General features: G+C 52.8%; 17 protein-coding genes and 1 pseudogene. 12 read left to right on the plus strand and 6 right to left on the minus strand.

Annotation, left to right across the window (positions count from 1 at the left end; genetic code table 11):
- Positions 1 to 24 precede the first annotated feature (24 nt).
- The 3 genes from ytfR to yjfF are packed head-to-tail and all read left to right on the plus strand — an operon-like array spanning position 25 to position 3,504.
- Positions 25 to 1,545, plus strand: a complete 1,521-nt coding sequence (gene ytfR, locus LOZ86_RS02120) for a galactofuranose ABC transporter, ATP-binding protein YtfR (RefSeq protein WP_039487966.1) — start codon at positions 25 to 27, stop codon at positions 1,543 to 1,545.
- Positions 1,532 to 2,542, plus strand: a complete 1,011-nt coding sequence (gene ytfT / locus LOZ86_RS02125) for a galactofuranose ABC transporter, ATP-binding protein YtfT (RefSeq protein ID WP_039487949.1) — start codon at positions 1,532 to 1,534, stop codon at positions 2,540 to 2,542. Before ytfR ends, ytfT begins: the two co-directional genes overlap by 14 nt.
- Entirely contained in the window at positions 2,542 to 3,504 is a 963-nt protein-coding gene (gene yjfF / locus LOZ86_RS02130) for a galactofuranose ABC transporter, permease protein YjfF (RefSeq protein ID WP_230242807.1), read from the plus strand. Before ytfT ends, yjfF begins: the two co-directional genes overlap by 1 nt.
- Before the next feature lie 21 nt (positions 3,505 to 3,525).
- On the opposite strand, the gene hdfR is transcribed toward yjfF, so the two are convergent.
- A complete protein-coding gene (hdfR, locus tag LOZ86_RS02135; RefSeq protein WP_039487968.1) occupies positions 3,526 to 4,353 on the minus strand; it encodes an HTH-type transcriptional regulator HdfR in 828 nt (275 codons plus the stop codon).
- Positions 4,354 to 4,473: 120 nt separating this feature from the next.
- On the opposite strand from hdfR, the gene LOZ86_RS02140 reads away from it, so the two are divergent.
- Entirely contained in the window at positions 4,474 to 4,812 is a 339-nt protein-coding gene (locus tag LOZ86_RS02140; protein ID WP_010283921.1) for a MaoP family protein, read from the plus strand.
- 57 nt (positions 4,813 to 4,869) lie between these two features.
- Here LOZ86_RS02140 and LOZ86_RS02145 read toward each other — a convergent pair whose 3' ends face one another.
- Positions 4,870 to 6,396, minus strand: coding sequence for a YifB family Mg chelatase-like AAA ATPase (locus tag LOZ86_RS02145; RefSeq protein WP_039487954.1), 1,527 nt, complete (start codon positions 6,394 to 6,396; stop codon positions 4,870 to 4,872).
- A 407-nt stretch (positions 6,397 to 6,803) separates the two neighbouring features.
- On the opposite strand from LOZ86_RS02145, the gene ilvL reads away from it, so the two are divergent.
- From ilvL to LOZ86_RS02180, 7 genes are all read left to right on the plus strand, one after another.
- Positions 6,804 to 6,902 carry an ilv operon leader peptide gene (ilvL, locus tag LOZ86_RS02150; RefSeq protein ID WP_072012468.1) on the plus strand — a complete coding sequence of 33 codons (99 nt, stop codon included), beginning with the start codon at positions 6,804 to 6,806 and terminating at the stop codon, positions 6,900 to 6,902.
- 140 nt (positions 6,903 to 7,042) lie between these two features.
- Positions 7,043 to 8,689, plus strand: coding sequence for an acetolactate synthase 2 catalytic subunit (gene ilvG, locus LOZ86_RS02155; protein WP_039487955.1), 1,647 nt, complete (start codon positions 7,043 to 7,045; stop codon positions 8,687 to 8,689).
- A 78-nt stretch (positions 8,690 to 8,767) separates the two neighbouring features.
- On the plus strand, positions 8,768 to 9,028 hold the full coding sequence (ilvM, locus tag LOZ86_RS02160) for an acetolactate synthase 2 small subunit (protein WP_039487958.1): 261 nt from the start codon (positions 8,768 to 8,770) through the stop codon (positions 9,026 to 9,028).
- A 25-nt stretch (positions 9,029 to 9,053) separates the two neighbouring features.
- A complete protein-coding gene (locus tag LOZ86_RS02165; protein ID WP_014916970.1) occupies positions 9,054 to 9,980 on the plus strand; it encodes a branched-chain amino acid transaminase in 927 nt (308 codons plus the stop codon).
- A 73-nt stretch (positions 9,981 to 10,053) separates the two neighbouring features.
- Positions 10,054 to 11,904 (plus strand): dihydroxy-acid dehydratase, encoded by a 1,851-nt coding sequence (gene ilvD, locus LOZ86_RS02170; protein ID WP_230242809.1) that lies wholly within the window; start codon positions 10,054 to 10,056, stop codon positions 11,902 to 11,904.
- Between the two features lie 5 nt (positions 11,905 to 11,909).
- Positions 11,910 to 13,454: a threonine ammonia-lyase, biosynthetic gene (ilvA, locus tag LOZ86_RS02175; protein WP_161546774.1), complete on the plus strand. Its 1,545-nt coding sequence runs from the start codon at positions 11,910 to 11,912 to the stop codon at positions 13,452 to 13,454.
- A gap of 105 nt (positions 13,455 to 13,559) precedes the next feature.
- Positions 13,560 to 14,303 (plus strand): DUF2461 domain-containing protein, encoded by a 744-nt coding sequence (locus LOZ86_RS02180; RefSeq protein WP_039514214.1) that lies wholly within the window; start codon positions 13,560 to 13,562, stop codon positions 14,301 to 14,303.
- Between the two features lie 18 nt (positions 14,304 to 14,321).
- Here the strand turns inward: LOZ86_RS02180 and LOZ86_RS02185 are convergent, their stop codons facing one another.
- A complete protein-coding gene (locus LOZ86_RS02185; protein ID WP_039487963.1) occupies positions 14,322 to 15,122 on the minus strand; it encodes a lysozyme inhibitor LprI family protein in 801 nt (266 codons plus the stop codon).
- A complete protein-coding gene (gene ilvY, locus LOZ86_RS02190) occupies positions 15,119 to 16,009 on the minus strand; it encodes an HTH-type transcriptional activator IlvY (protein WP_039363271.1) in 891 nt (296 codons plus the stop codon). The genes LOZ86_RS02185 and ilvY overlap by 4 nt, the downstream gene beginning before the upstream one ends.
- Before the next feature lie 167 nt (positions 16,010 to 16,176).
- On the opposite strand from ilvY, the gene ilvC reads away from it, so the two are divergent.
- The gene (ilvC, locus tag LOZ86_RS02195) at positions 16,177 to 17,655 is read left to right on the plus strand and encodes a ketol-acid reductoisomerase (RefSeq protein ID WP_039487964.1); all 1,479 of its coding nucleotides are present in this window, start codon (positions 16,177 to 16,179) and stop codon (positions 17,653 to 17,655) included.
- Positions 17,656 to 17,723: 68 nt separating this feature from the next.
- Here the strand turns inward: ilvC and LOZ86_RS02200 are convergent.
- Positions 17,724 to 19,046, minus strand: a pseudogene (locus tag LOZ86_RS02200) (IS4 family transposase).
- 122 nt (positions 19,047 to 19,168) lie between these two features.
- A complete protein-coding gene (locus tag LOZ86_RS02205) occupies positions 19,169 to 19,831 on the minus strand; it encodes an NADPH-dependent F420 reductase (RefSeq protein WP_230242810.1) in 663 nt (220 codons plus the stop codon).
- Positions 19,832 to 19,901: the final 70 nt, after the last annotated feature.

Below are 19,901 nucleotides of genomic sequence, written 5' to 3' on the forward strand. Positions count from 1 at the left end.
TAAGTTGTCGCATAGGTGATGCTGATGGAAACGACACGGTTGTTAGATATTCGGGGCATGAGCGTTGAGTTTCCGGGGGTAAAAGCATTAGATCAGGTAGACTTCACGCTTAATCGCGGCGAAATAGTGGCGCTATTAGGAGAGAATGGTGCAGGGAAGTCAACGTTAATTAAGGCGTTGACTGGCGTTTACCATCGCTCAACGGGTGAAATTATCCTCGATGGTATTGCGATTAATCCTGTCAATACGGCCCATGCTCAGTCATTGGGTATTGGTACGGTCTATCAGGAGGTCAATCTATTACCGAATCTGTCCGTTGCGGCAAATCTATTTATTGGCCGTGAGCCCACACGCTGGGGCATCGTTGATCAACATAAAATCCTGCGTCAGGCCGAAGCCCTCTTATTGAATTATGGACTGACGATCGATGTTAGCCATCCACTTGGTAATTATTCCATCGCGGTTCAGCAAATTGTAGCGATTGCCAGAGCTATCGATCTTTCCGCTAAAGTTTTAATTCTTGATGAACCTACCGCAAGCCTTGATGCCAAAGAAGTCGATATGCTGCTGGATATATTGCGGAAGTTGCGCGATCGTGGAATCGGTATGATATTTGTGACGCACTTTCTGGATCAGGTTTACCGCATTAGCGACAGAATTACTGTTTTACGCAATGGACGGCTAGTTGGAACATTGCCTGCCGCAGAATTACCACGTATTGAATTAGTCCAAATGATGCTGGGGCACAGTTTTGATGAAACGTTACTGAAACATGGTGAGCATAGTGATGTCTCGGGTGAGCCCATCGTGCAGTTTAAACACTATGGTCGGCGTGGCTCGATTAATGACTTCGAGCTTTCCGTGCGCCCAGGAGAAATTGTTGGCCTCGCTGGTCTACTGGGTTCCGGCCGGACAGAAACCGCGCAGCTGATATTTGGTATTAACGTGCCTGATGCCGGTGAAGCCAGAGTGGATGGCAAACAAGTCAGCATTCGCACGCCGCGTGCAGCAGGAAAGCTCGGCTTTGGCTATTGCCCTGAGGATCGCAAGACTGACGGCATTGTCGGTGCGGCAACGGTACGAGAGAACATCATTCTGGCACTTCAGGCGCAGCGCGGTTGGCTGAAGCCCATTTCCCTACGTGAGCAAACCCGTATCGCTGAAAAATTTATCAGCCTATTAGGGATTCGTACGCCCAGTTCAGAGCAGGAAATTCAGTATCTATCGGGGGGGAATCAGCAAAAAGTCCTGCTGTCGCGCTGGCTGGCAACAGAACCACGCTTCTTGATTCTGGATGAGCCAACGCGAGGAATCGATGTCGGTGCGCATGCTGAAATCATTCGCCTGATCGAAAAACTGTGTGAACAGGGGATGGCGTTACTCGTGATCTCTTCTGAATTGGAAGAACTGACGGGTTATGCGGATCGTATCATTGTGCTGCGAGACAGGCAGCACGTTGCGCATCTTGAACATAATGAGATCTCGGTTGCCGCAGTGATGCAGGCAATCGCAGTACAAACGGGAGCAGCCGATGACAGACAATAACGTCAAACCTGCCAAAAAAGTCCGCCTAACGTTCACCAAAGGGGGGCCACAGCTTCTGGCGCTCGTTGCCATCTTGCTGATTGATAGTATGGTCGCGCCCAACTTCTTCTCCCTCCACATTCAGGATGGGCGCTTGTTCGGTAGCCTTATCGACATCCTTAACCGCGGCGCGCCCGTTGCGCTGCTGGCATTAGGTATGACGTTAGTGATTGCAACCGGCGGAATCGATTTATCGGTTGGCGCGGTAATGGCGATTGCAGGCGCGACGGCCGCAACGCTCACTGCTGCTGGTCATCCGCTGCCTTCTGTACTGCTGATTGCGCTATTGGTTGGCGCATTATGCGGGCTATGGAACGGTTTTCTGGTTGCGGTGTTACAGATTCAGCCGATTGTAGCGACCTTAATGTTGATGGTTGCCGGACGAGGCATTGCTCAGCTGATTACCGAAGGTCAAATTATCACGTTTGATAACGCCGGGTTGGCTAAGTTGGGCAGCGGAAGCCTGTTCTATCTCCCCATGCCAGTGATTATTGCCTGCGTGATGCTGCTGGCGTTGTGGATTTTGACGCGTAAAACGGCGCTTGGACTATTTATCGAATCTGTCGGTATTAATTTGCGATCGGCTCGCAACGCTGGCGTGAGTACGAAGCTGGTATTGGTCGCAGCTTATGTCATATGCGGCGTGTGTGCCGCCGTAGCGGGCGTTATCGTGACGGCAGATATCCGTGGGGCGGATGCGAACAACGCGGGCCTCTGGCTGGAATTAGACGCGATTTTGGCTGTGGTGATCGGTGGCGGCTCGCTACTTGGGGGCCGTTTTAATTTGCTGCTCTCTGTCGTCGGTGCCTTGATTATTCAGAGTATGAATACCGGCATCCTGCTGTCTGGCTATCGCCCGGAATTCAACCTGGTTCTGAAGGCACTCGTCGTTCTGCTGGTTTTGGTTATGCAATCTCCGCGTATTTCGTTACAGCACCTGTTCAGGAGGAAAACATAATGCTGAAACGCCACTTCCCCCTGTTGATGACGATTCTGGTCTTTATTGCTGGCTATTTATTCTGTCTCAGCCAGTTTCCCGGCTTTGCGTCGACGCGAGTTTTCTTTGATTTACTGACGGATAACGCTTTTCTAGGGATCGTGGCGGTTGGGATGACGTTTGTCATCCTGTCTGGCGGGATCGATCTCTCTGTAGGGTCAGTCATTGCATTTACCGGTGTGTTACTGGCCAAATTGATCGGTACGTACGGCATTGATCCTTTCTTTGCGTTCGCAATAGCGCTGGTGATGGGCGCCATGTTTGGCGGTGTGATGGGATGGATTATCGACACGCTGAAATTGCCTGCCTTTATTATCACGCTGGCAGGTATGTTTTTTGTCCGAGGAATGAGCTTTATCGTCTCACAGGAGTCGATTCCAATCGATCATCCGGTCTATAGCCAGCTGGCGGGTTTAGCATGGCGCATGCCGGATGGGGGACGATTTACCTTTCTGGCGTTAGTGATGTTGATTGTGGTGCTGTTGGGGATTGTGATAGCGCATCGAACCCGTTTCGGTAACCGTGTTTATGCGATTGGTGGTAGCAGCTATTCTGCGGACCTGATGGGGGTGCCTGTCAGGCGGACGACGATTCATATCTATATGCTTTCCAGTACGTTAGCGGTGCTGTCAGGTATTGTTTTCTCTCTCTACACCTCCGCGGGTTATGCCCTGGCTGCAAGCGGTGTAGAGTTGGATGCCATCGCTGCCGTTGTCATCGGCGGCACACTACTGACCGGTGGTGTTGGTACCGTATTGGGAACCCTATTTGGCGTACTGATTCAGGGCCTGATTCAAACGTATATCACGTTTGACGGGACCTTGAGCTCATGGTGGACAAAAATCGTCATTGGCTTCCTGCTGTTTGCTTTTATTGGGTTACAGAAAGCGTTAAGCACATTCTGGTTAGCCAGACGTGCTTAAGTTGGTTGCGAGCAAAATCAGTCATGGATTAATCACAATAGGCGTTTTCAGCAACTGACGAATCATCGTCTGCTGATCGCTATTTTGTAACCAAACAGCGTAAAACGGGCGCACAACGGGCTGACTGTCGCCGACTATCCGCAGGTTGGAATAGGTTTGTAACCAATGGCTGGGTAAAAACGCGCAGCCACCGGTTGTTTCAAGCAATTGGCGGGTTAACTGGGCCGACGTTGTTGTCAAAACAGGAAGCTGATCGCTGGTTAATAGTCGGTGTTCCTGCTGATGAAAGTCTGCGCCCCACTCCAATTTTATATAAGGCAGTTCCTGTCCGGGTGGATGCGCTTCTGCTGCAAACAGCGAAAGGGAGAAATTGCCCAGCAGCTGGCTTGCCAATTCTTCCATTTTTGGCTGTTCGGTCGTAATCAACAGATCCAACTGGCGCTCATGGAGTTGTTTTACCAGCGAGTGGCGTAAGGCAATGCGCGCTTCTAGCTGGAGCAGCGGACGCTGTTGGTACAGCGATTGTAACCAGGGAGTCAGATAGGCTTCCCAGAGCGACGCGGTTGCCCCCACCGAAAGCAGGCTGTGTTGCTGCGAGCGTGCGACTTCTTTTTTAGCAATCTGCCAGGTACCGATAAGACTTTCCGCATAGGGCAGAAGCCGTTCGCCGGCGGGCGTCAGGCGTATGTTGTTCCGATGGCGCGTGAACAGGTTGGCACCAAGCTGCGTCTCTAACTGGCGAATCCGAAAACTCACCGCTGACTGCGTGAGATACAGGGATTCGGCGGCACGGCCAAAGTGTCTTGTCCTGCTGACTTCCAGAAAGGTTTTTAGTAATTCGGTATCCACGCCCATCTCCAAAAAAATTTTGTCGTAATGATTTAAATGTTTTGTTTTACACAATGTCAAGCCTATCTAATACTCCGCGCCATAAACAACACGACCATAGAAGAATTAGGAGCGTGTAAGATGGCAGAAAGCTTCTCTACCACTAATCGTTTTTTTGATAACAAGTTCTACCCGCGTGGTTTTTCCCGACATGGCGACTTTACGATTAAAGAAGCACAACTGTTGGAGCGCCACGGTTACGCGTTTAACGAGCTGGATTTAGGTAAACGTGAACCAGTGACTGAGGAAGAGACATCGTTTGTTGCAATGTGCCGCGGCGAGCGTAAAGCAGAAACGGAACTGGAAAAAATCTGGTCCAAATATTTGGATCGTATCCGCCGTCCTAAACGCTTCCATACGTTGTCTGGTGGTAAGCCGCAGATGGATGCAGTGGAAGAATACACTGAAAGCGATGATTAATTAAGAATGGGGCTAAGGCCCCATTTCCTTTTGTGGCGAATAAACGTTGTACTCTCGCTATTCAAGGCTTTTGTGGAGCTGGATGAGCAATCGATCCATACAGCGATAGCTCAGCGCTTCGGCAAGGTGTTTTCTCTCTATGTTGTCCCGATCGCCGAGGTCAGCGATCGTGCGCGCAACTTTCAATATCCTGTGCCACGCACGTACGGATAAGCCAAGTTTGTTCATCACCTCTTCCAAATAGGTCGCATCAGCCATCTCCAATCCGCAGTGTTTTTCTATTTCGCGTGACGTGAGCAGTGCGTTGATTTTATTTGCCCGCTTCAGTTGTATCTGCCGTGCGGTCAGCACGCGCTCACGAATTGTCGCGCTGCTTTCGCCTTGGTAATGCTGCTGAGATAAAACCCCTGGTGGTAGCAAAGGGACTTCGATAGAAAGGTCAAAGCGATCCAAAAAGGGACCGGAAAGTTTGCTGAGATAGCGCAGTATTTGCTGTGCGGGTAATCGGTTATGAATGCCCTGATAGTGGCCTGACGGGCTGGGATTCATTGCGGCGACGAGTTGCACCCGTGCTGGGTAGCACACTTTGGCCCGAGTGCGGGAAATGATAATTTCACCGGACTCCAGAGGCTCTCGTAGTGAGTCCAGTACGCGTCGCTCAAACTCCGGTAATTCATCCAGAAACAGTACGCCGTTGTGGGCGAGCGAGATTTCTCCGGGTTTGGGCAGTGACCCTCCGCCCACGAGTGCAGCCATGGAAGAGCTATGATGAGGTGCTCTGAATGGTCTTTCTCGCCAGCGCGTCATGGTGGCATCAATGTTGATTAGGCTATTGATGGCTGCGCTTTCCAGCGCTTCTTCATCGCTTAATGGCGGCATCAGATTGCCTAATCGACTCGCCAGCATGGTTTTCCCTGTTCCCGGAGGTCCTAGCAAAAGCAGATTGTGACCGCCTGCCGCCGCGATTTCCAACGCGCGTTTAGCTTGCTCCTGACCGATGATATCCTTCAGATCGAGCGCATCTTCCCCGATCTGTGGAACCGGCGTCATGTCGGAGCAACTGAGCAATTCCTCTTCTCCACTGAGAAAAGCACACACGTCCAATAAATGCCCGGCCATCAGCGCTTCACCCTGCGGTATCAATGTCATCTCCCGTTTATTGTCATCTGGCAGGATAAGCTGACGGCCTGCTTTTATGGCTTCCAATGCCGCGGGAATCGCGCCATTGACGCCACGTAAGGTGCCAGACAGGCCGAGTTCGCCAAGAAACTCGTAGCGGCTTAGCTTTTCACCATCGATTTGTTCTGAGGCCGCCAGAATCGCCAGAGCAATCGGCAGATCGTAGCGTCCTCCTTCCTTTGGCAGGTCTGCGGGGGCGAGATTGACCGTGATGCGCTTTGCTGGAAACGTAAATCCGCAATTGATGAGTGCGCTGCGCACGCGATCGCGCGCTTCCTTGACGGTGGTTTCTGGTAAACCCACCAGCGTTAGGGCTGGTAGCCCGCTGCTGATGTGAACTTCGATATAAACGCCCGGCGCTTGTACACCAATCATTGCCCGAGTATAGGTAACTGCCAATGACATGCTATTTCCCCTTTGCTGATGGTTTGCATCATGTCCGGCAAGCGAGAAGAAGTAGAGACCGTCTTTGCCAGTCTGCGCGGCGATGTCATGAAATAATCCACTGTTGCAGTAATGAGTAAAATTTGTGCGCGATTCGTCGCAATTATCTAAGGTGAACCGATTGCTTAACGTTATCCGACGATCGACGACGCCTGTTTTCATCTGCTACGTTTCTCATACAACGCTCATTTTTACGCCAACAGGCGAAAATAATTTGATGCGCTTCTACCTTATGATTACGTTGTATTTTTTCCCGTATCATAGGCCATCCTTACGGGTGGCAATGAAAGAAAATTGTTGTCAGGCCATGTCTGACTGTGATAACTCTGTAGGCATTCGTTCGACAGAAGATTAATGAACAACCTATTATGAAAGCCCTATCCCTAGTGATTAACCTAGTCGTGATTAGCGTGGTGGTGATTATTATCCCACCGTGCGGGGCTGCACTTGGACGAAGAATGGCTTAGAAATCAAGGCCTAATTCAAGAAAACCCCCGCACCGAAAGGTCGGGGGTTTTTTGTTGGGCGTAATCTATAACGGAAAGGAACAGAAAATGAACATCAGCATAAAATTCTGTTATTCCCATAAGATGTCGGGGAAATAACTATGAATGGAGCACAGTGGGTGGTTCAAGCGTTGCGAGCGCAGGGAGTGGAAACCGTTTTTGGTTATCCAGGGGGCGCGATAATGCCAGTCTACGATGCACTTTATGACGGCGGCGTTAAACACCTGCTGTGTCGCCACGAGCAAGGCGCGGTGATGGCGGCGATTGGCTATGCCCGCTCCACGGGTAACGTGGGCGTCTGCATTGCGACATCTGGCCCAGGAGCAACGAACCTGATTACTGGTTTGGCTGATGCGCTGCTGGATTCTGTGCCTGTGGTGGCGATCACCGGACAGGTCGGGTCGGCGCTGATTGGCACCGATGCTTTCCAGGAAATCGACGTGCTGGGGCTGTCGCTGGCCTGTACGAAACACAGTTTTCTGGTTGAGTCTCTCGAATCACTGCCGGAAGTGATGGCAGAAGCGTTCGCGATTGCCAACAGCGGTCGTCCAGGCCCTGTTTTGGTCGATATTCCTAAAGATATTCAGCTGGCGGTGGGGGATTTCACTCCAAACTTTGCACCTGTTGTTAACGATATCGATTTCCCCGATCAAGATATCGCGCAGGCATATGCCCTGTTGGCGAAAGCACAAAAACCGGTGCTGTACGTTGGCGGCGGTGTTGGTATGGCAAATGCAGTTCCGGCACTGCGTGAATTCCTGAGCGTAACGGATATCCCGTCCGTTTCTACCCTGAAAGGACTGGGTGCCGTGGATGCCAATCATCCCTATTACCTCGGTATGATTGGTATGCACGGCACGAAGGCGGCGAACCTGATTGTGCAGGAGTGCGATTTGTTAATCGCGGTCGGGGCACGTTTTGATGACCGCGTGACCGGCAAGCTGAACGCCTTTGCGCCTCATGCCAGCGTTATTCACATGGATATCGACCCAGCAGAATTGAGCAAATTGCGTCATGCTAATGTCGCGTTGCAAGGCGATCTGAAAGCGATATTACCCGCGCTGCAACAGCCGCTGATCGTCAGCGCGTGGCGCGAGCAGGCGACCATGATGAAGGCGGAATACCCGTGGCGTTATGATCATCCTGGCCAGGCGATTTATGCGCCCGCGCTGTTGAAAATGATCTCTGAACGAATGGATGCAGACACGGTGGTCACGACCGATGTGGGCCAGCACCAGATGTGGGCTGCACAGCATATGACGTTCAGCCGTCCTGAGAATTTCATCACCTCCAGCGGCCTCGGCACGATGGGCTTCGGCGTACCCGCTGCGGTAGGCGCACAGGTTGCGCGCCCGGACGACATGGTTATCTGCATTTCCGGCGACGGTTCTTTCATGATGAACGTTCAGGAATTGGGCACCATCAAACGAAAACGGCTGCCGTTGAAGATCGTGCTGCTGGATAACCAACGGTTAGGCATGGTGCGTCAGTGGCAGCAGTTATTCTTTGATGAACGCTACAGTGAAACCGACCTCTCCGATAACCCTGATTTCCTGACGCTGGCAAGCGCGTTTGATATCCCCGGCCAGCGCATCACCCGCAAAGATCAAATTGATGTCGCGCTGGATGCCCTGTTTAACAGCGAAGGACCCTATTTATTGCACGTATCGATTGATGAATACGAAAACGTTTGGCCGCTGGTTCCGCCGGGTGCGGGTAACGAAACGATGCTTGATAAAACCAAGTAAGGCTCGATAAAACCAAACTAAGCTCGACAAAACCGAACAATGGCCGACTTACACAGAATAAGTGCTGGAGACAACAGAATGACACACCATCAACTTTCGATTCAGGCGCGCTTTCGTCCCGAGGTTCTGGAGCGTGTATTGCGTGTTACCCGCCATCGCGGTTTCAAAGTTTGCGCGATGAATATGGTGCAAACCACCAATACCGATCACATTAATATTGAACTGACCGTTGCCAGCCATCGTTCGGTGGATTTATTGTCAACGCAATTGAGCAAGCTGTTGGATATTTCCTGCGTTGACATTCAACCGATGACGACATCACAGCAGATCAGCGCCTAACGCAAAAGAGTAAGGAAAAAGAAGAATGACAAAAAAAGCGGACTACATTTGGTTCAATGGCGAGATGGTTCCATGGGCTGAAGCAAAAGTACACGTCATGTCGCATGCTCTGCATTATGGCACCTCCGTCTTTGAAGGCGTTCGTTGCTACAATTCACATAAGGGGCCGGTAGTTTTCCGTCACCGTGAGCATATGCAACGCCTGCGTGATTCGGCAAAAATTTACCGTATGCCCGTCGCGCAAAGCGTGGATGAGCTGATGGAAGCCTGCCGTGAAACGCTGCGTAAAAATAACCTGACCAGCGCCTATATTCGTCCACTGGTGTTCATTGGTGATGTGGGCATGGGCGTTAACCCGCCAGACGGTTATCAAACCGACGTCATCATCGCGGCCTTCCCGTGGGGGGCGTATCTGGGTGAAGAGGCGCTGGAAGCCGGTATTGATGCGATGGTGTCGTCCTGGAATCGTGTGGCGGCGAATACCATTCCAACCGCTGCGAAAGCGGGTGGCAACTATCTATCCTCCCTGCTGGTGGGTAGCGAAGCACGCCGCCATGGCTATCAGGAAGGGATCGCGTTGGATGTCCACGGTTATGTTTCCGAAGGTGCGGGTGAGAACCTGTTTGAAGTGAAGGACGGTATTATCTTCACGCCGCCGTTTACCTCTTCGGCGCTGCCGGGCATTACGCGTGACGCCATCATCAAGCTGGCGAAAGATGCGGGATATGAAGTGCGTGAGCAGGTGCTATCCCGCGAGTCACTGTATCTGGCCGATGAAGTCTTCATGTCCGGTACTGCGGCAGAAATTACCCCAGTGCGCAGCGTCGACGGCATTCAGGTCGGTGCTGGCAAACGCGGCCCGGTCACCAAAGCCTTGCAGCAGGCGTTCTTTGGCCTCTTTACGGGTGAAACCGAAGATAAATGGGGCTGGTTGGATCCGATAAATCAGTAAGCAGTCAAGACAGACAGTCAGGCGGTGACGCGTTCCGTCATCGCCAAATTCGTAATTTTTGGAGTAAAAGAGTATGCCTAAGTACCGTTCAGCCACAACCACTCACGGCCGTAATATGGCTGGTGCCCGAGCCTTGTGGCGCGCCACCGGGATGACCGACGACGATTTTGGTAAACCGATTATCGCGGTGGTCAACTCCTTCACCCAATTCGTGCCTGGCCATGTGCACTTGCGCGATCTGGGTAAACTGGTTGCCGAGCAGATCGAAGCCTCCGGCGGCGTCGCGAAAGAATTTAACACCATTGCCGTTGATGACGGCATCGCGAGGGGACACGGCGGCATGCTCTATTCCCTGCCTTCCCGTGAACTGATCGCCGACTCCGTGGAATACATGGTCAATGCTCACTGTGCGGATGCCATGGTGTGTATTTCCAACTGCGACAAAATCACCCCGGGGATGTTAATGGCGTCGCTGCGCCTGAATATTCCGGTAATTTTTGTTTCTGGTGGCCCAATGGAAGCAGGGAAAACCAAGCTTTCTAACCAAATTATCAAGCTCGATCTCATCGATGCCATGATTCAGGGTGCAAACCCTAACGTCAGCGATGCCGACAGTGAGCAAATTGAACGTTCCGCCTGCCCGACCTGTGGTTCCTGTTCGGGGATGTTCACGGCGAACTCCATGAACTGCCTGACCGAGGCCCTGGGGCTCTCTCAGCCAGCCAATGGCTCATTGCTTGCAACGCATGCCGACCGTAAGGATCTGTTCCTGAACGCGGGCACGCGCATCGTAGGTCTGGCGAAGCGTTATTACGAGCAGGATGATGCAAGCGTATTGCCGCGCAACATCGCGAATAAAGCCGCGTTTGAAAACGCCATGATTCTGGATATCGCCATGGGCGGTTCCACTAATACCGTATTGCACCTGCTGGCCGCGGCGCAGGAAGGTGAAATTGATTTCACCATGTCGGATATCGACCGCCTTTCACGTAAGGTGCCACACCTGTGTAAAGTCGCGCCTAGCGGTCAGAAATACCATATGGAAGACGTACACCGTGCTGGTGGGGTTATCGGTATTTTGGGCGAGCTGGACAGAGCCGGTCTGCTGAACCGTGAAGTCAACAACGTGCTGGGTAAAACGCTGCCGGAAACGCTGGAAGCCTACGATGTGATGCTGACGAAAGATGAAAGCGTGAAACGTATGTATTCTGCTGGCCCAGCGGGTATCCGTACAACCAAAGCGTTTTCTCAGGATTGTCGCTGGGATTCACTGGATACCGATCGTCAGGAAGGCTGCATTCGCTCACGTGAATATGCTTACAGTCAGGATGGCGGGTTGGCCGTGCTGTACGGCAACATCGCGCTAGATGGCTGCATCGTGAAAACCGCAGGCGTTGATAAAGATAGCCTGATTTTCCGTGGCCCGGCAAAAGTCTATGAAAGCCAGGATGACGCGGTAGAGGCGATTCTGGGCGGAAAAGTCGTGGCGGGCGATGTGGTGGTTATCCGTTACGAAGGGCCGAAAGGCGGGCCGGGCATGCAGGAAATGCTGTATCCGACCACCTACCTGAAATCGAGGGGCTTGGGTAAAAGCTGTGCACTGATCACGGACGGCCGCTTCTCTGGTGGTACGTCAGGGCTGTCTATCGGCCATGCGTCTCCTGAAGCCGCAAGCGGTGGCACCATTGGTCTGGTACAAGATGGCGACATGATTGCCATTGATATCCCAAACCGCAGCATTGTGCTGGACGTTGCGGAGAATGAGCTGGCAAGCCGCCGCGAAGCGGAAGAGGCGAGAGGTGAACAGGCCTGGACGCCACATAACCGTGAACGCCAGGTCTCTTTTGCGCTGCGTGCGTATGCCATGCTGGCAACCAGCGCAGATAAAGGCGCTGTGCGGGATAAAAGCAAGCTGGGAGGCTAATGCTGATGGCTGTGTCACAACCTCTTCCTGCCGCGCCGAGAGGCGCGGAGTACCTGCGGGCGATCTTGCGATCGCCGGTGTATGAAATCACGCAGGTCACACCGCTGGAGAAGATGGAAAAGATCTCTTCGCGGCTGGGTAATGTCATTCTGGTAAAACGTGAAGACAGACATGCGGTGCACAGCTTCAAGCTGCGCGGCGCGTACGCGATGATGGCAGGCCTGAGCGATGAGCAAAAATCCCACGGCGTGGTGACGGCATCTGCTGGTAACCACGCGCAAGGTGTTGCGCTTTCTTCCAGCAAGCTGGGGATTAAATCGCTGATTGTGATGCCAGTGGCGACGGCTGATATCAAGGTCGATGCGGTGCGTGGTTTTGGCGGCGAAGTGCTGCTACACGGTGCCAACTTTGATGAGGCGAAGGCGAAGGCGATTGAGCTGTCACAACAGCAGCATATGACCTTTCTGCCGCCGTTCGATCACCCTGCGGTGATTGCTGGGCAGGGCACGCTGGCGATGGAACTGCTACAGCAGGATGCGCATCTGGATCGCGTGTTTGTGCCGGTCGGCGGTGGTGGTTTGGCTGCCGGTGTTGCCGTACTGATCAAACAGCTGATGCCGCAGATTCAGGTGATCGGCGTAGAAGCGGAAGATTCCGCCTGTCTGCGTGCCGCGCTGGATGCCGGGCAGCCGGTCGATCTGCCGCGTGTCGGGCTGTTTGCCGAAGGCGTGGCGGTGAAGCGCATTGGCGATGAAACGTTCCGCCTGTGCCGGGAATATCTGGATGACGTGATTACCGTCGACAGCGATGCCATCTGTGCCGCAGTGAAGGATCTGTTTGAGGATGTCCGCGCGATTGCTGAACCATCAGGCGCGCTGGCGCTGGCGGGGATGAAGAAATACATCCAACAGCATCAGATTCAGGGTGAACGTCTGGCGCATATTCTGTCTGGCGCGAACGTCAACTTCCACGGGTTACGCTACGTTTCCGAACGCTGCGAGCTGGGTGAACAGCGCGAAGCCTTGCTGGCCGTGACGATCCCCGAGAAACAGGGCAGCTTCCTGAAGTTTTGCCAACTACTGGGTGGTCGTTCCGTTACCGAGTTCAACTACCGCTATGCGGATGCCAAAGACGCCTGCATTTTTGTCGGTGTGCGTCTGACGCGTGGCTATGCGGAGCGGCAGGAAATTATCGCCGAGCTGTCCGCAGACGGTTATGAAGTGGTGGATTTGTCCGATGATGAAATGGCGAAGCTGCACGTTCGTTATATGGTCGGCGGACGCCCTTCCAAACCGCTGCAGGAAAGGCTGTACAGCTTTGAGTTCCCAGAGTCGCCGGGCGCATTGCTGAAATTCCTGCAAACGCTGGGCACGCACTGGAATATTTCACTGTTCCATTACCGCAGCCACGGCATGGATTTTGGCCGCGTGCTGGCCGCTTTTGAGTTGGATGCAGGCGATCGGGAATTCGAACAGCACCTACAGGCGCTAGGCTATGAATGCCACGACGAAACCAATAACCCAGCATTTCGCTTCTTTTTAGCGGGTTAAGTTAGCGGTTAAATGTTGAGTGTTCCCCTAACGCCGCCGATGGTGTTTCGCCGTCAGCGGCGTTATCTTTATGTCATCTGACAGCAACAGGGATAGCATTTCTTTATGGCAACGCAGTTCACGGGTTTTTCTCAAGCGGGCTTAACGTTTCTTCAGCAGGTGCGTCAGTACAACGATAAAGCGTGGTTTGACGAGCACCGTGCGGTTTACGATGAGCAACTGGTTGCGCCGTTTCGCACGCTGGTGGATGAGCTCAGTTTGACCATGTTGCAGATTGACGACCATTTTGAAACGCGTCCTGCCATCGGCAAAACGCTCTCCCGTATTCACCGCGACACGCGTTTTTCTCACGATAAATCCCGCTATCGCAGCCAAATGTGGCTCACTTTCAAACGTACTCGCAAAGATTGGACGGACGCGCCGGTGTATTTCTTTGAAATCACGCCGGATACCTGGCGTTACGGGCTGGGCTATTACAGCGCGACGCGTAATACGATGGACCTATTCCGTCAGACGCTGCGCGGTAATCCGTCACAGTTTCTTGAAGTCGCAAGCTGTCTGGGAAAGACCTTCACGCTGGAAGGCGAAAGCTACAAACGCCCGCTGATTAAAGGTCAGGAACCGGAGTTGGCTGATTGGTACAACCGTAAGTCGTTTGCCGCGATAGATACCCGACAGGATATGGATGCGTTGTTTTCCGGCGATCTGGTGACGGTTCTGTCACAGGGTTTTACCCAGCTTGAACCGCTCTATCATTACCTGATGAACGTCGAAACCATGAAGAAAGCCGCGCAGGAAACAGAGTCCGATACGCGGGCCTTTTCGGCGGATAAGTGGTTTGAACGCTAGAACCAGAGCTAGCCAACACTACGGCGTTTTCTGCGGATCCAGTGGCATTTTATCGCGCTCTAACAAATAGTTAAACAGGTAACCTTCTTCCCGATTGCTGCCGAAGGTGGCGATTTGCAGATGATCATCGTCAATGCAGGTGAGCAGTATTTTCACCTGCTGGTCGAAGCTGCTTTCGCCTTTGCCAATCGCCTGGATATCGCTCATCTGACGAGCCGTGAAGGCAGAATCATCCAGCTTGTTACCGTAGCGGAATGCAATGGATACGCCGCCTTCAATCTTGCCGCGCTGGTTGGTCATCGTCAGGCTGACGGCATGATAGGGGGCTTTCTGGTCGTACATTTCCCGAAAATATTCCCCCAGATCGCGGTACTCCTCGGCGGAAAGCCCTGACATCACATACTCATAGCTGAACGAACCGTGGAAGCAAGCGGGGCTTTTCACGGGCGTAATCGACGAAGGGAGTGCGTGTTGTGCGATGTCATTCAGATAGCGTAGCCGATTTAACTGCTGCTGATAGCGTTGGCGCAAACAGTCTTCGTCTTTGCACTGGTCGCGTGTGGTCAGCCAGCTGCGCTGAAACTGGTTGAGCGTTTTTTCCCACGGCGCGCTGTTGTCGTACGCCGTCAGGAACGCGCGGGAGGTCTTCCAGGCCTGTGCCAGTTCTTCATCGAGCTGCCCGAGCAATGGGCTGGCACAAATCAGCTTTTCCTGAACTGAAGCGGCTTTGTCGCAGGAGAAACTGGCGGCTTGCGCATTATGGCTGAGGGAGGCCAGCGTCACCCCTGCGGCGATGAGGGCAGTGAAGGCTATCTTCATGGGGTGTCCTGTAATATGTCCCAAAAGGCGGCAATCAGCGGTTCGCTAAGCCGTTTTTTCTGGACGCACACGCCGAGTTCAAGCGGCTCCATCACCTGTTCAACAAAGACGGAGACGCGGTTGCGTACCGGTTCTGGGCTGTTCTCCAGTACCACGTTTGGAATCAGCGCGATGCCGCAGCCTAGCGCGACCATCGATACCATCGCTTCATGCCCGGAGATGGTGGCGTAAATTTGCGGGTTGGTGATGTGGTTGCGTCGGAACCACAGATCGATGCGCTTACGCACCGGGCCGTGCTCCGGCAGGATGAACGGAATCTGCGACCAGTCTGGGTCTGCCTGCCGCACCAGCGACTGCACGGGGCAGGGAAGTGCCGGGATAATCAACGCCAGAGGTAATTTATCGAGCGGCATGAAGTCAACGCTGGCAGGCAGCGCTTCCGGGCGTCCCGCAATCCCCAAATCCCCATCGTTCGACTGAATTTTCTCAACGGCATCGGCGGCATCACCCGTCGTCAGTTTAATTTCTACCAGCGGGTGCAGCGCCCGAAAGCGATCCAGGATCGGCGGCAGGTGGCTGTAGGCGGCGGTGACGGAACAGAAGATCCGCAGCTCGCCGCTTAATGACGGCCCGTGCTGGTCTATCGTGTGGCGTAGCTGCTGATATTGCAGCAACGTTTGCTGGGCAAACAGCTTCAGGTGCTCTCCGGCATCGGTGAGCTGCACGGTACGGTTATCGCGCAGAAACAGCGTCTGCCCTAAATCCTCTTCCAGCCGCTGAATTTGCCGCGATAGCGTGGACGGGCTGATGTGCATCGCCTTGGCGGTACGGCCAAAGTGTCGGCTTTCCGCGAGGTGCAGGAATAATTTGAGATCACGTAAATCCATGCGATACAGGCCCCGTTTTTTATCTTGCAGATAGTGCAATGTGACGTTGTTAATATATCAATTTAAGCAACGCAATTCCTGTCATATGATGGGGTCATAGTGAATTCCCGTCTGGTGGGAATCCTTTCTCGAATAACAGATAAACAAAACCGTATACGGAGCACGACATGGCTAACTATTTCAACACATTAAACCTGCGTCAGCAGCTGGATCAATTGGGCAAGTGCCGCTTCATGGGGCGTGATGAATTTGCCGATGAGGCGAGCTACCTGAAAGGGAAAAAAGTGGTGATCGTCGGCTGTGGTGCTCAGGGTCTGAACCAGGGTCTGAACATGCGCGATTCTGGTCTGGATATCGCTTACGCCCTACGTGCTGAAGCCATTGCCGAAAAACGCGCATCATGGCGCAAAGCGACCGAAAACGGCTTCACCGTTGGCACCTACGAAGATCTGATCCCGCAGGCTGACCTGGTCGTTAACCTGACGCCGGACAAACAGCACTCTGCAGTGGTTCAGGCGGTACAACCGCTGATGAAACAGGGCGCAGCGCTGGGCTACTCTCACGGTTTCAACATTGTTGAAGTGGGTGAGCAAATCCGTAAAGACATCACCGTCGTGATGGTGGCACCGAAGTGCCCGGGTACGGAAGTTCGTGAAGAATACAAACGTGGTTTCGGCGTACCCACGCTGATCGCGGTTCACCCGGAAAACGATCCGAAAGGCGAAGGCATGGCCATCGCTAAAGCCTGGGCTGCGGCAACCGGTGGTCATCGCGCTGGCGTTCTGCAATCTTCTTTCGTTGCAGAAGTGAAATCTGACCTGATGGGTGAGCAGACCATTCTGTGCGGTATGTTGCAGGCGGGTTCTCTGCTGAGCTTCGACAAACTGGTTGCTGAAGGCACCGATCCGGCTTATGCAGAAAAACTGATTCAGTTCGGCTGGGAAACCATCACCGAAGCGCTGAAGCAGGGCGGGATTACGCTGATGATGGATCGCCTGTCTAACCCAGCGAAACTGCGTGCTTACGCACTGTCTGAGCAGCTGAAAGGCATCATGGCGCCGCTGTTCCAGAAACACATGGATGACATCATTTCCGGCGAATTCTCCAGCGGTATGATGGCTGACTGGGCGAACGATGACGTGAAACTGCTGACCTGGCGTGAAGAGACTGGCCAAACGGCATTCGAAAACGCACCGCAGTTCGACGGTAAAATCGCTGAGCAAGAATACTTTGATAACGGCGTGTTGATGGTTGCGATGGTGAAAGCGGGCGTTGAGCTGGCGTTTGAAACCATGGTGAGCTCCGGCATCATCGAAGAGTCGGCTTACTACGAATCACTGCATGAGCTGCCGCTGATCGCCAACACTATTGCGCGTAAGCGTCTGTATGAAATGAACGTGGTTATCTCTGATACCGCAGAGTACGGTAACTACCTGTTTGCTAACGCTGCCGTACCATTGCTGAAAGATGCGTTCATGGCCTCTCTGCAGCCGGGCGATCTGGGCAAAGCGGTAGCGGGCACCGAAGTGGACAACGCGCAACTGCGTGATGTTAACGAAGCGATCCGTAACCACCCAATCGAAACCGTAGGCCACACGCTGCGCGGTTACATGAAAGACATGAAGCGTATCGCCGTTGCGGGTTAATGTTATTTTGACGTTTACCGAAACACGATGATTTCTATGCTGCTCCCTTGGGGAGTAATGCCAGTCAGTTAAGCAACTGACTGGCTGTTTTTCTTCGCTTTTCGATATTTATAAGGCCTTTCTTTCACCACTCTCGGGAAGGTTCTTTCTCTTCTTATCGGCAGCTTCACCATCTGTCCCATACTCTCCAGATCTCGCAGTAGTTCAGGGATACGACCCGGCGATGCACCCTGAAGCGTCATCAACATCCTCATGACCAGCCCGCAGGATTCTGAGAAGCTCAGCTGATTTGGCCAGTAACCTTTCAGTTGACTGGCCATTTTAATCATCTGATATCTCACGAGATTATACGCCAGCAGCACACCCCATAACTCCTGCTCCACAAGTTCCGGTTTTTTGCTTCTCAGTGTCAGTCTGCTCAGTTGCATTGTCTGTTTGATTTCACGGTAACCCAACTCGATTTCCCAACGGTGACTGTAAAGCTCAACCATTTCACCTCCCGGATAACGCATGCCATCAGTCATCGAAGTCAGTAACTGATAGATTTTTCCTTTACGGCTATAGGTCAGTAATCGGGCTGTCACTTCTGTACTCAGTCCCGGCCATTTTTTGCGGGATTGTGGCGTAGTTTTCAACTGTACCAGATGATCGCCTTTTCCCAGTTTCCGGGTATCCTCGTAACGGGTACCTTTCTTAAGCGGTATCATCCAGTGTCGGTGTTCTCCCGCACGCTTCCAGCATTCAGCAACCCTAATGAGTAATACCCTTTATCGAGCAGCGTCAGCGTATTATCTGCGGTCTGGTCTATCAGTTGCTCAGCCAGGTATATTCGCTGTCTTTCATCGTACCGAAGGCTGCTGCGGTTATCAGATGGCTGGTCAGCTCCATCTGACAGACCATTTTGACCTGCGGGTAGGTAAGGTTGGCCGCAGTAAGTCTGGCGCGGGAAGGCGGTATCATTTTCAGGTGTTTCCTGTGTGCGCCAGACGACGCCATCCATCGCCAGTAACGTCAATCCACACCAGTGGGGATGCGCCACAGCGTTGTGCCACAAGTGAGCGGTGTGCGTGAACACCCGTCGAACGGCGTCACTTCCGAGCCGCTGTCGAGCCGATAACCGCGCTGGGAGCAACAAAGGGACGGTTACCGGGCAGCATAATATCCAGCCGATTGACAATCTGATGAAGCGGCTCCTTACGTTCAAGCGCCATGCCGACAACGCACCAGACCATCATTTCGAGAGGAAGACGGCGTTTACGCAGGGTGACCACGCCGGACTCAGCAAGGCAACGGGCAATAAGTTCTGGGTCAAGAAAGTCGCCAAGAGAAGTCAAAGGATTACGGGTCGAATCGTAACGTGAAACGAGGTCGATGGCCTGAGAGATACGCATAAAAAATCCGGAAATGAAGAACACTTCCGGATTCTTACACAGCTATTGGATCGTTCAACTGATCCTTAACTGATCAGCATTACTCCCTTGGGGAGCAGCATTTTTTTATCTGCGGTTATCCCTCATCTCGCGTTATCTACATCCTGTACTGGCAGTGTGTTGCGTGAGGCAAGCGCCAGCGCCGTGGTTAATTCTGCTTTCGTCATCCGTATGCAGTAAGACGGCATGTTTCTTTCAAAACGCCAGCCTTCAGACAAGGCCCCTGCGTCTACCCCCTCAAATCCGAACGCGTCATAAAGTTCAGCCACAATCATTTTTCCTTGAAGATCATCACCTGCAAGCGGTAGCGCTCGTCGCTCGGGATGACCCGCCGGTAAACCGTGGCTTTCCAGATGCGTCATGGTAATCGCGTTAAATGCTTTGATGATTTTTGCACCGGGTAACGTATCGGCAAGGAGTTCGCTGGTCGTTGTTTGCTGTGCATCAAGAGCGATGACGCTTCCGTCTCGTTCTGGGTAGTAGTTGACGGCATCAATCGCAAATTTACCCTGTAATGCCTGTGTAGGGAGATTGCCGATAGCGGAGAGCGGAACCGCGATAACGACAATATCGCCAAATGCAGCGGCTTGTGTGGGCGTTCCAATATCGCAGCCGATCATAGGCCGTAGGCTGAAAAGCGTTTTGGGGTCACGCGAATTGCTGAGCATGGTTGGATGCCCCGCTTGGATCGCCAGTTTAGCGATCACCCGCCCGACAAAACCCGCGCCAATAATGCCAATTTTCATCTTTTTTCACCTTCAATGGTTTTGAGACGAAAAGGTTAATCCTCTACTTTTTGAAGATAAAGTGTGTTAT

The organism is Pectobacterium parvum (assembly GCF_020971565.1).
GTDB lineage: Bacteria > Pseudomonadota > Gammaproteobacteria > Enterobacterales > Enterobacteriaceae > Pectobacterium > Pectobacterium polare.

What these genes read in the sequence shown, in the direction of transcription:
- LOZ86_RS02180 (WP_039514214.1), top strand. Translation starts at nt 13,560, where the DNA reads ATGGCAACGCAGTTCACGGGTTTTTCTCAAGCGGGCTTAACGTTTCTT.
- ytfT (WP_039487949.1), top strand. Translation starts at nt 1,532, where the DNA reads ATGACAGACAATAACGTCAAACCTGCCAAAAAAGTCCGCCTAACGTTC.
- ytfR (WP_039487966.1), top strand. Translation starts at nt 25, where the DNA reads ATGGAAACGACACGGTTGTTAGATATTCGGGGCATGAGCGTTGAGTTT.
- ilvA (WP_161546774.1), top strand. Translation starts at nt 11,910, where the DNA reads ATGGCTGTGTCACAACCTCTTCCTGCCGCGCCGAGAGGCGCGGAGTAC.
- ilvL (WP_072012468.1), top strand. Translation starts at nt 6,804, where the DNA reads ATGAAAGCCCTATCCCTAGTGATTAACCTAGTCGTGATTAGCGTGGTG.
- LOZ86_RS02205 (WP_230242810.1), bottom strand. Translation starts at nt 19,831, where the DNA reads ATGAAAATTGGCATTATTGGCGCGGGTTTTGTCGGGCGGGTGATCGCT.
- ilvM (WP_039487958.1), top strand. Translation starts at nt 8,768, where the DNA reads ATGACACACCATCAACTTTCGATTCAGGCGCGCTTTCGTCCCGAGGTT.
- LOZ86_RS02145 (WP_039487954.1), bottom strand. Translation starts at nt 6,396, where the DNA reads ATGTCATTGGCAGTTACCTATACTCGGGCAATGATTGGTGTACAAGCG.
- ilvG (WP_039487955.1), top strand. Translation starts at nt 7,043, where the DNA reads ATGAATGGAGCACAGTGGGTGGTTCAAGCGTTGCGAGCGCAGGGAGTG.
- LOZ86_RS02165 (WP_014916970.1), top strand. Translation starts at nt 9,054, where the DNA reads ATGACAAAAAAAGCGGACTACATTTGGTTCAATGGCGAGATGGTTCCA.
- ilvC (WP_039487964.1), top strand. Translation starts at nt 16,177, where the DNA reads ATGGCTAACTATTTCAACACATTAAACCTGCGTCAGCAGCTGGATCAA.
- LOZ86_RS02140 (WP_010283921.1), top strand. Translation starts at nt 4,474, where the DNA reads ATGGCAGAAAGCTTCTCTACCACTAATCGTTTTTTTGATAACAAGTTC.
- ilvY (WP_039363271.1), bottom strand. Translation starts at nt 16,009, where the DNA reads ATGGATTTACGTGATCTCAAATTATTCCTGCACCTCGCGGAAAGCCGA.
- ilvD (WP_230242809.1), top strand. Translation starts at nt 10,054, where the DNA reads ATGCCTAAGTACCGTTCAGCCACAACCACTCACGGCCGTAATATGGCT.
- LOZ86_RS02185 (WP_039487963.1), bottom strand. Translation starts at nt 15,122, where the DNA reads ATGAAGATAGCCTTCACTGCCCTCATCGCCGCAGGGGTGACGCTGGCC.
- yjfF (WP_230242807.1), top strand. Translation starts at nt 2,542, where the DNA reads ATGCTGAAACGCCACTTCCCCCTGTTGATGACGATTCTGGTCTTTATT.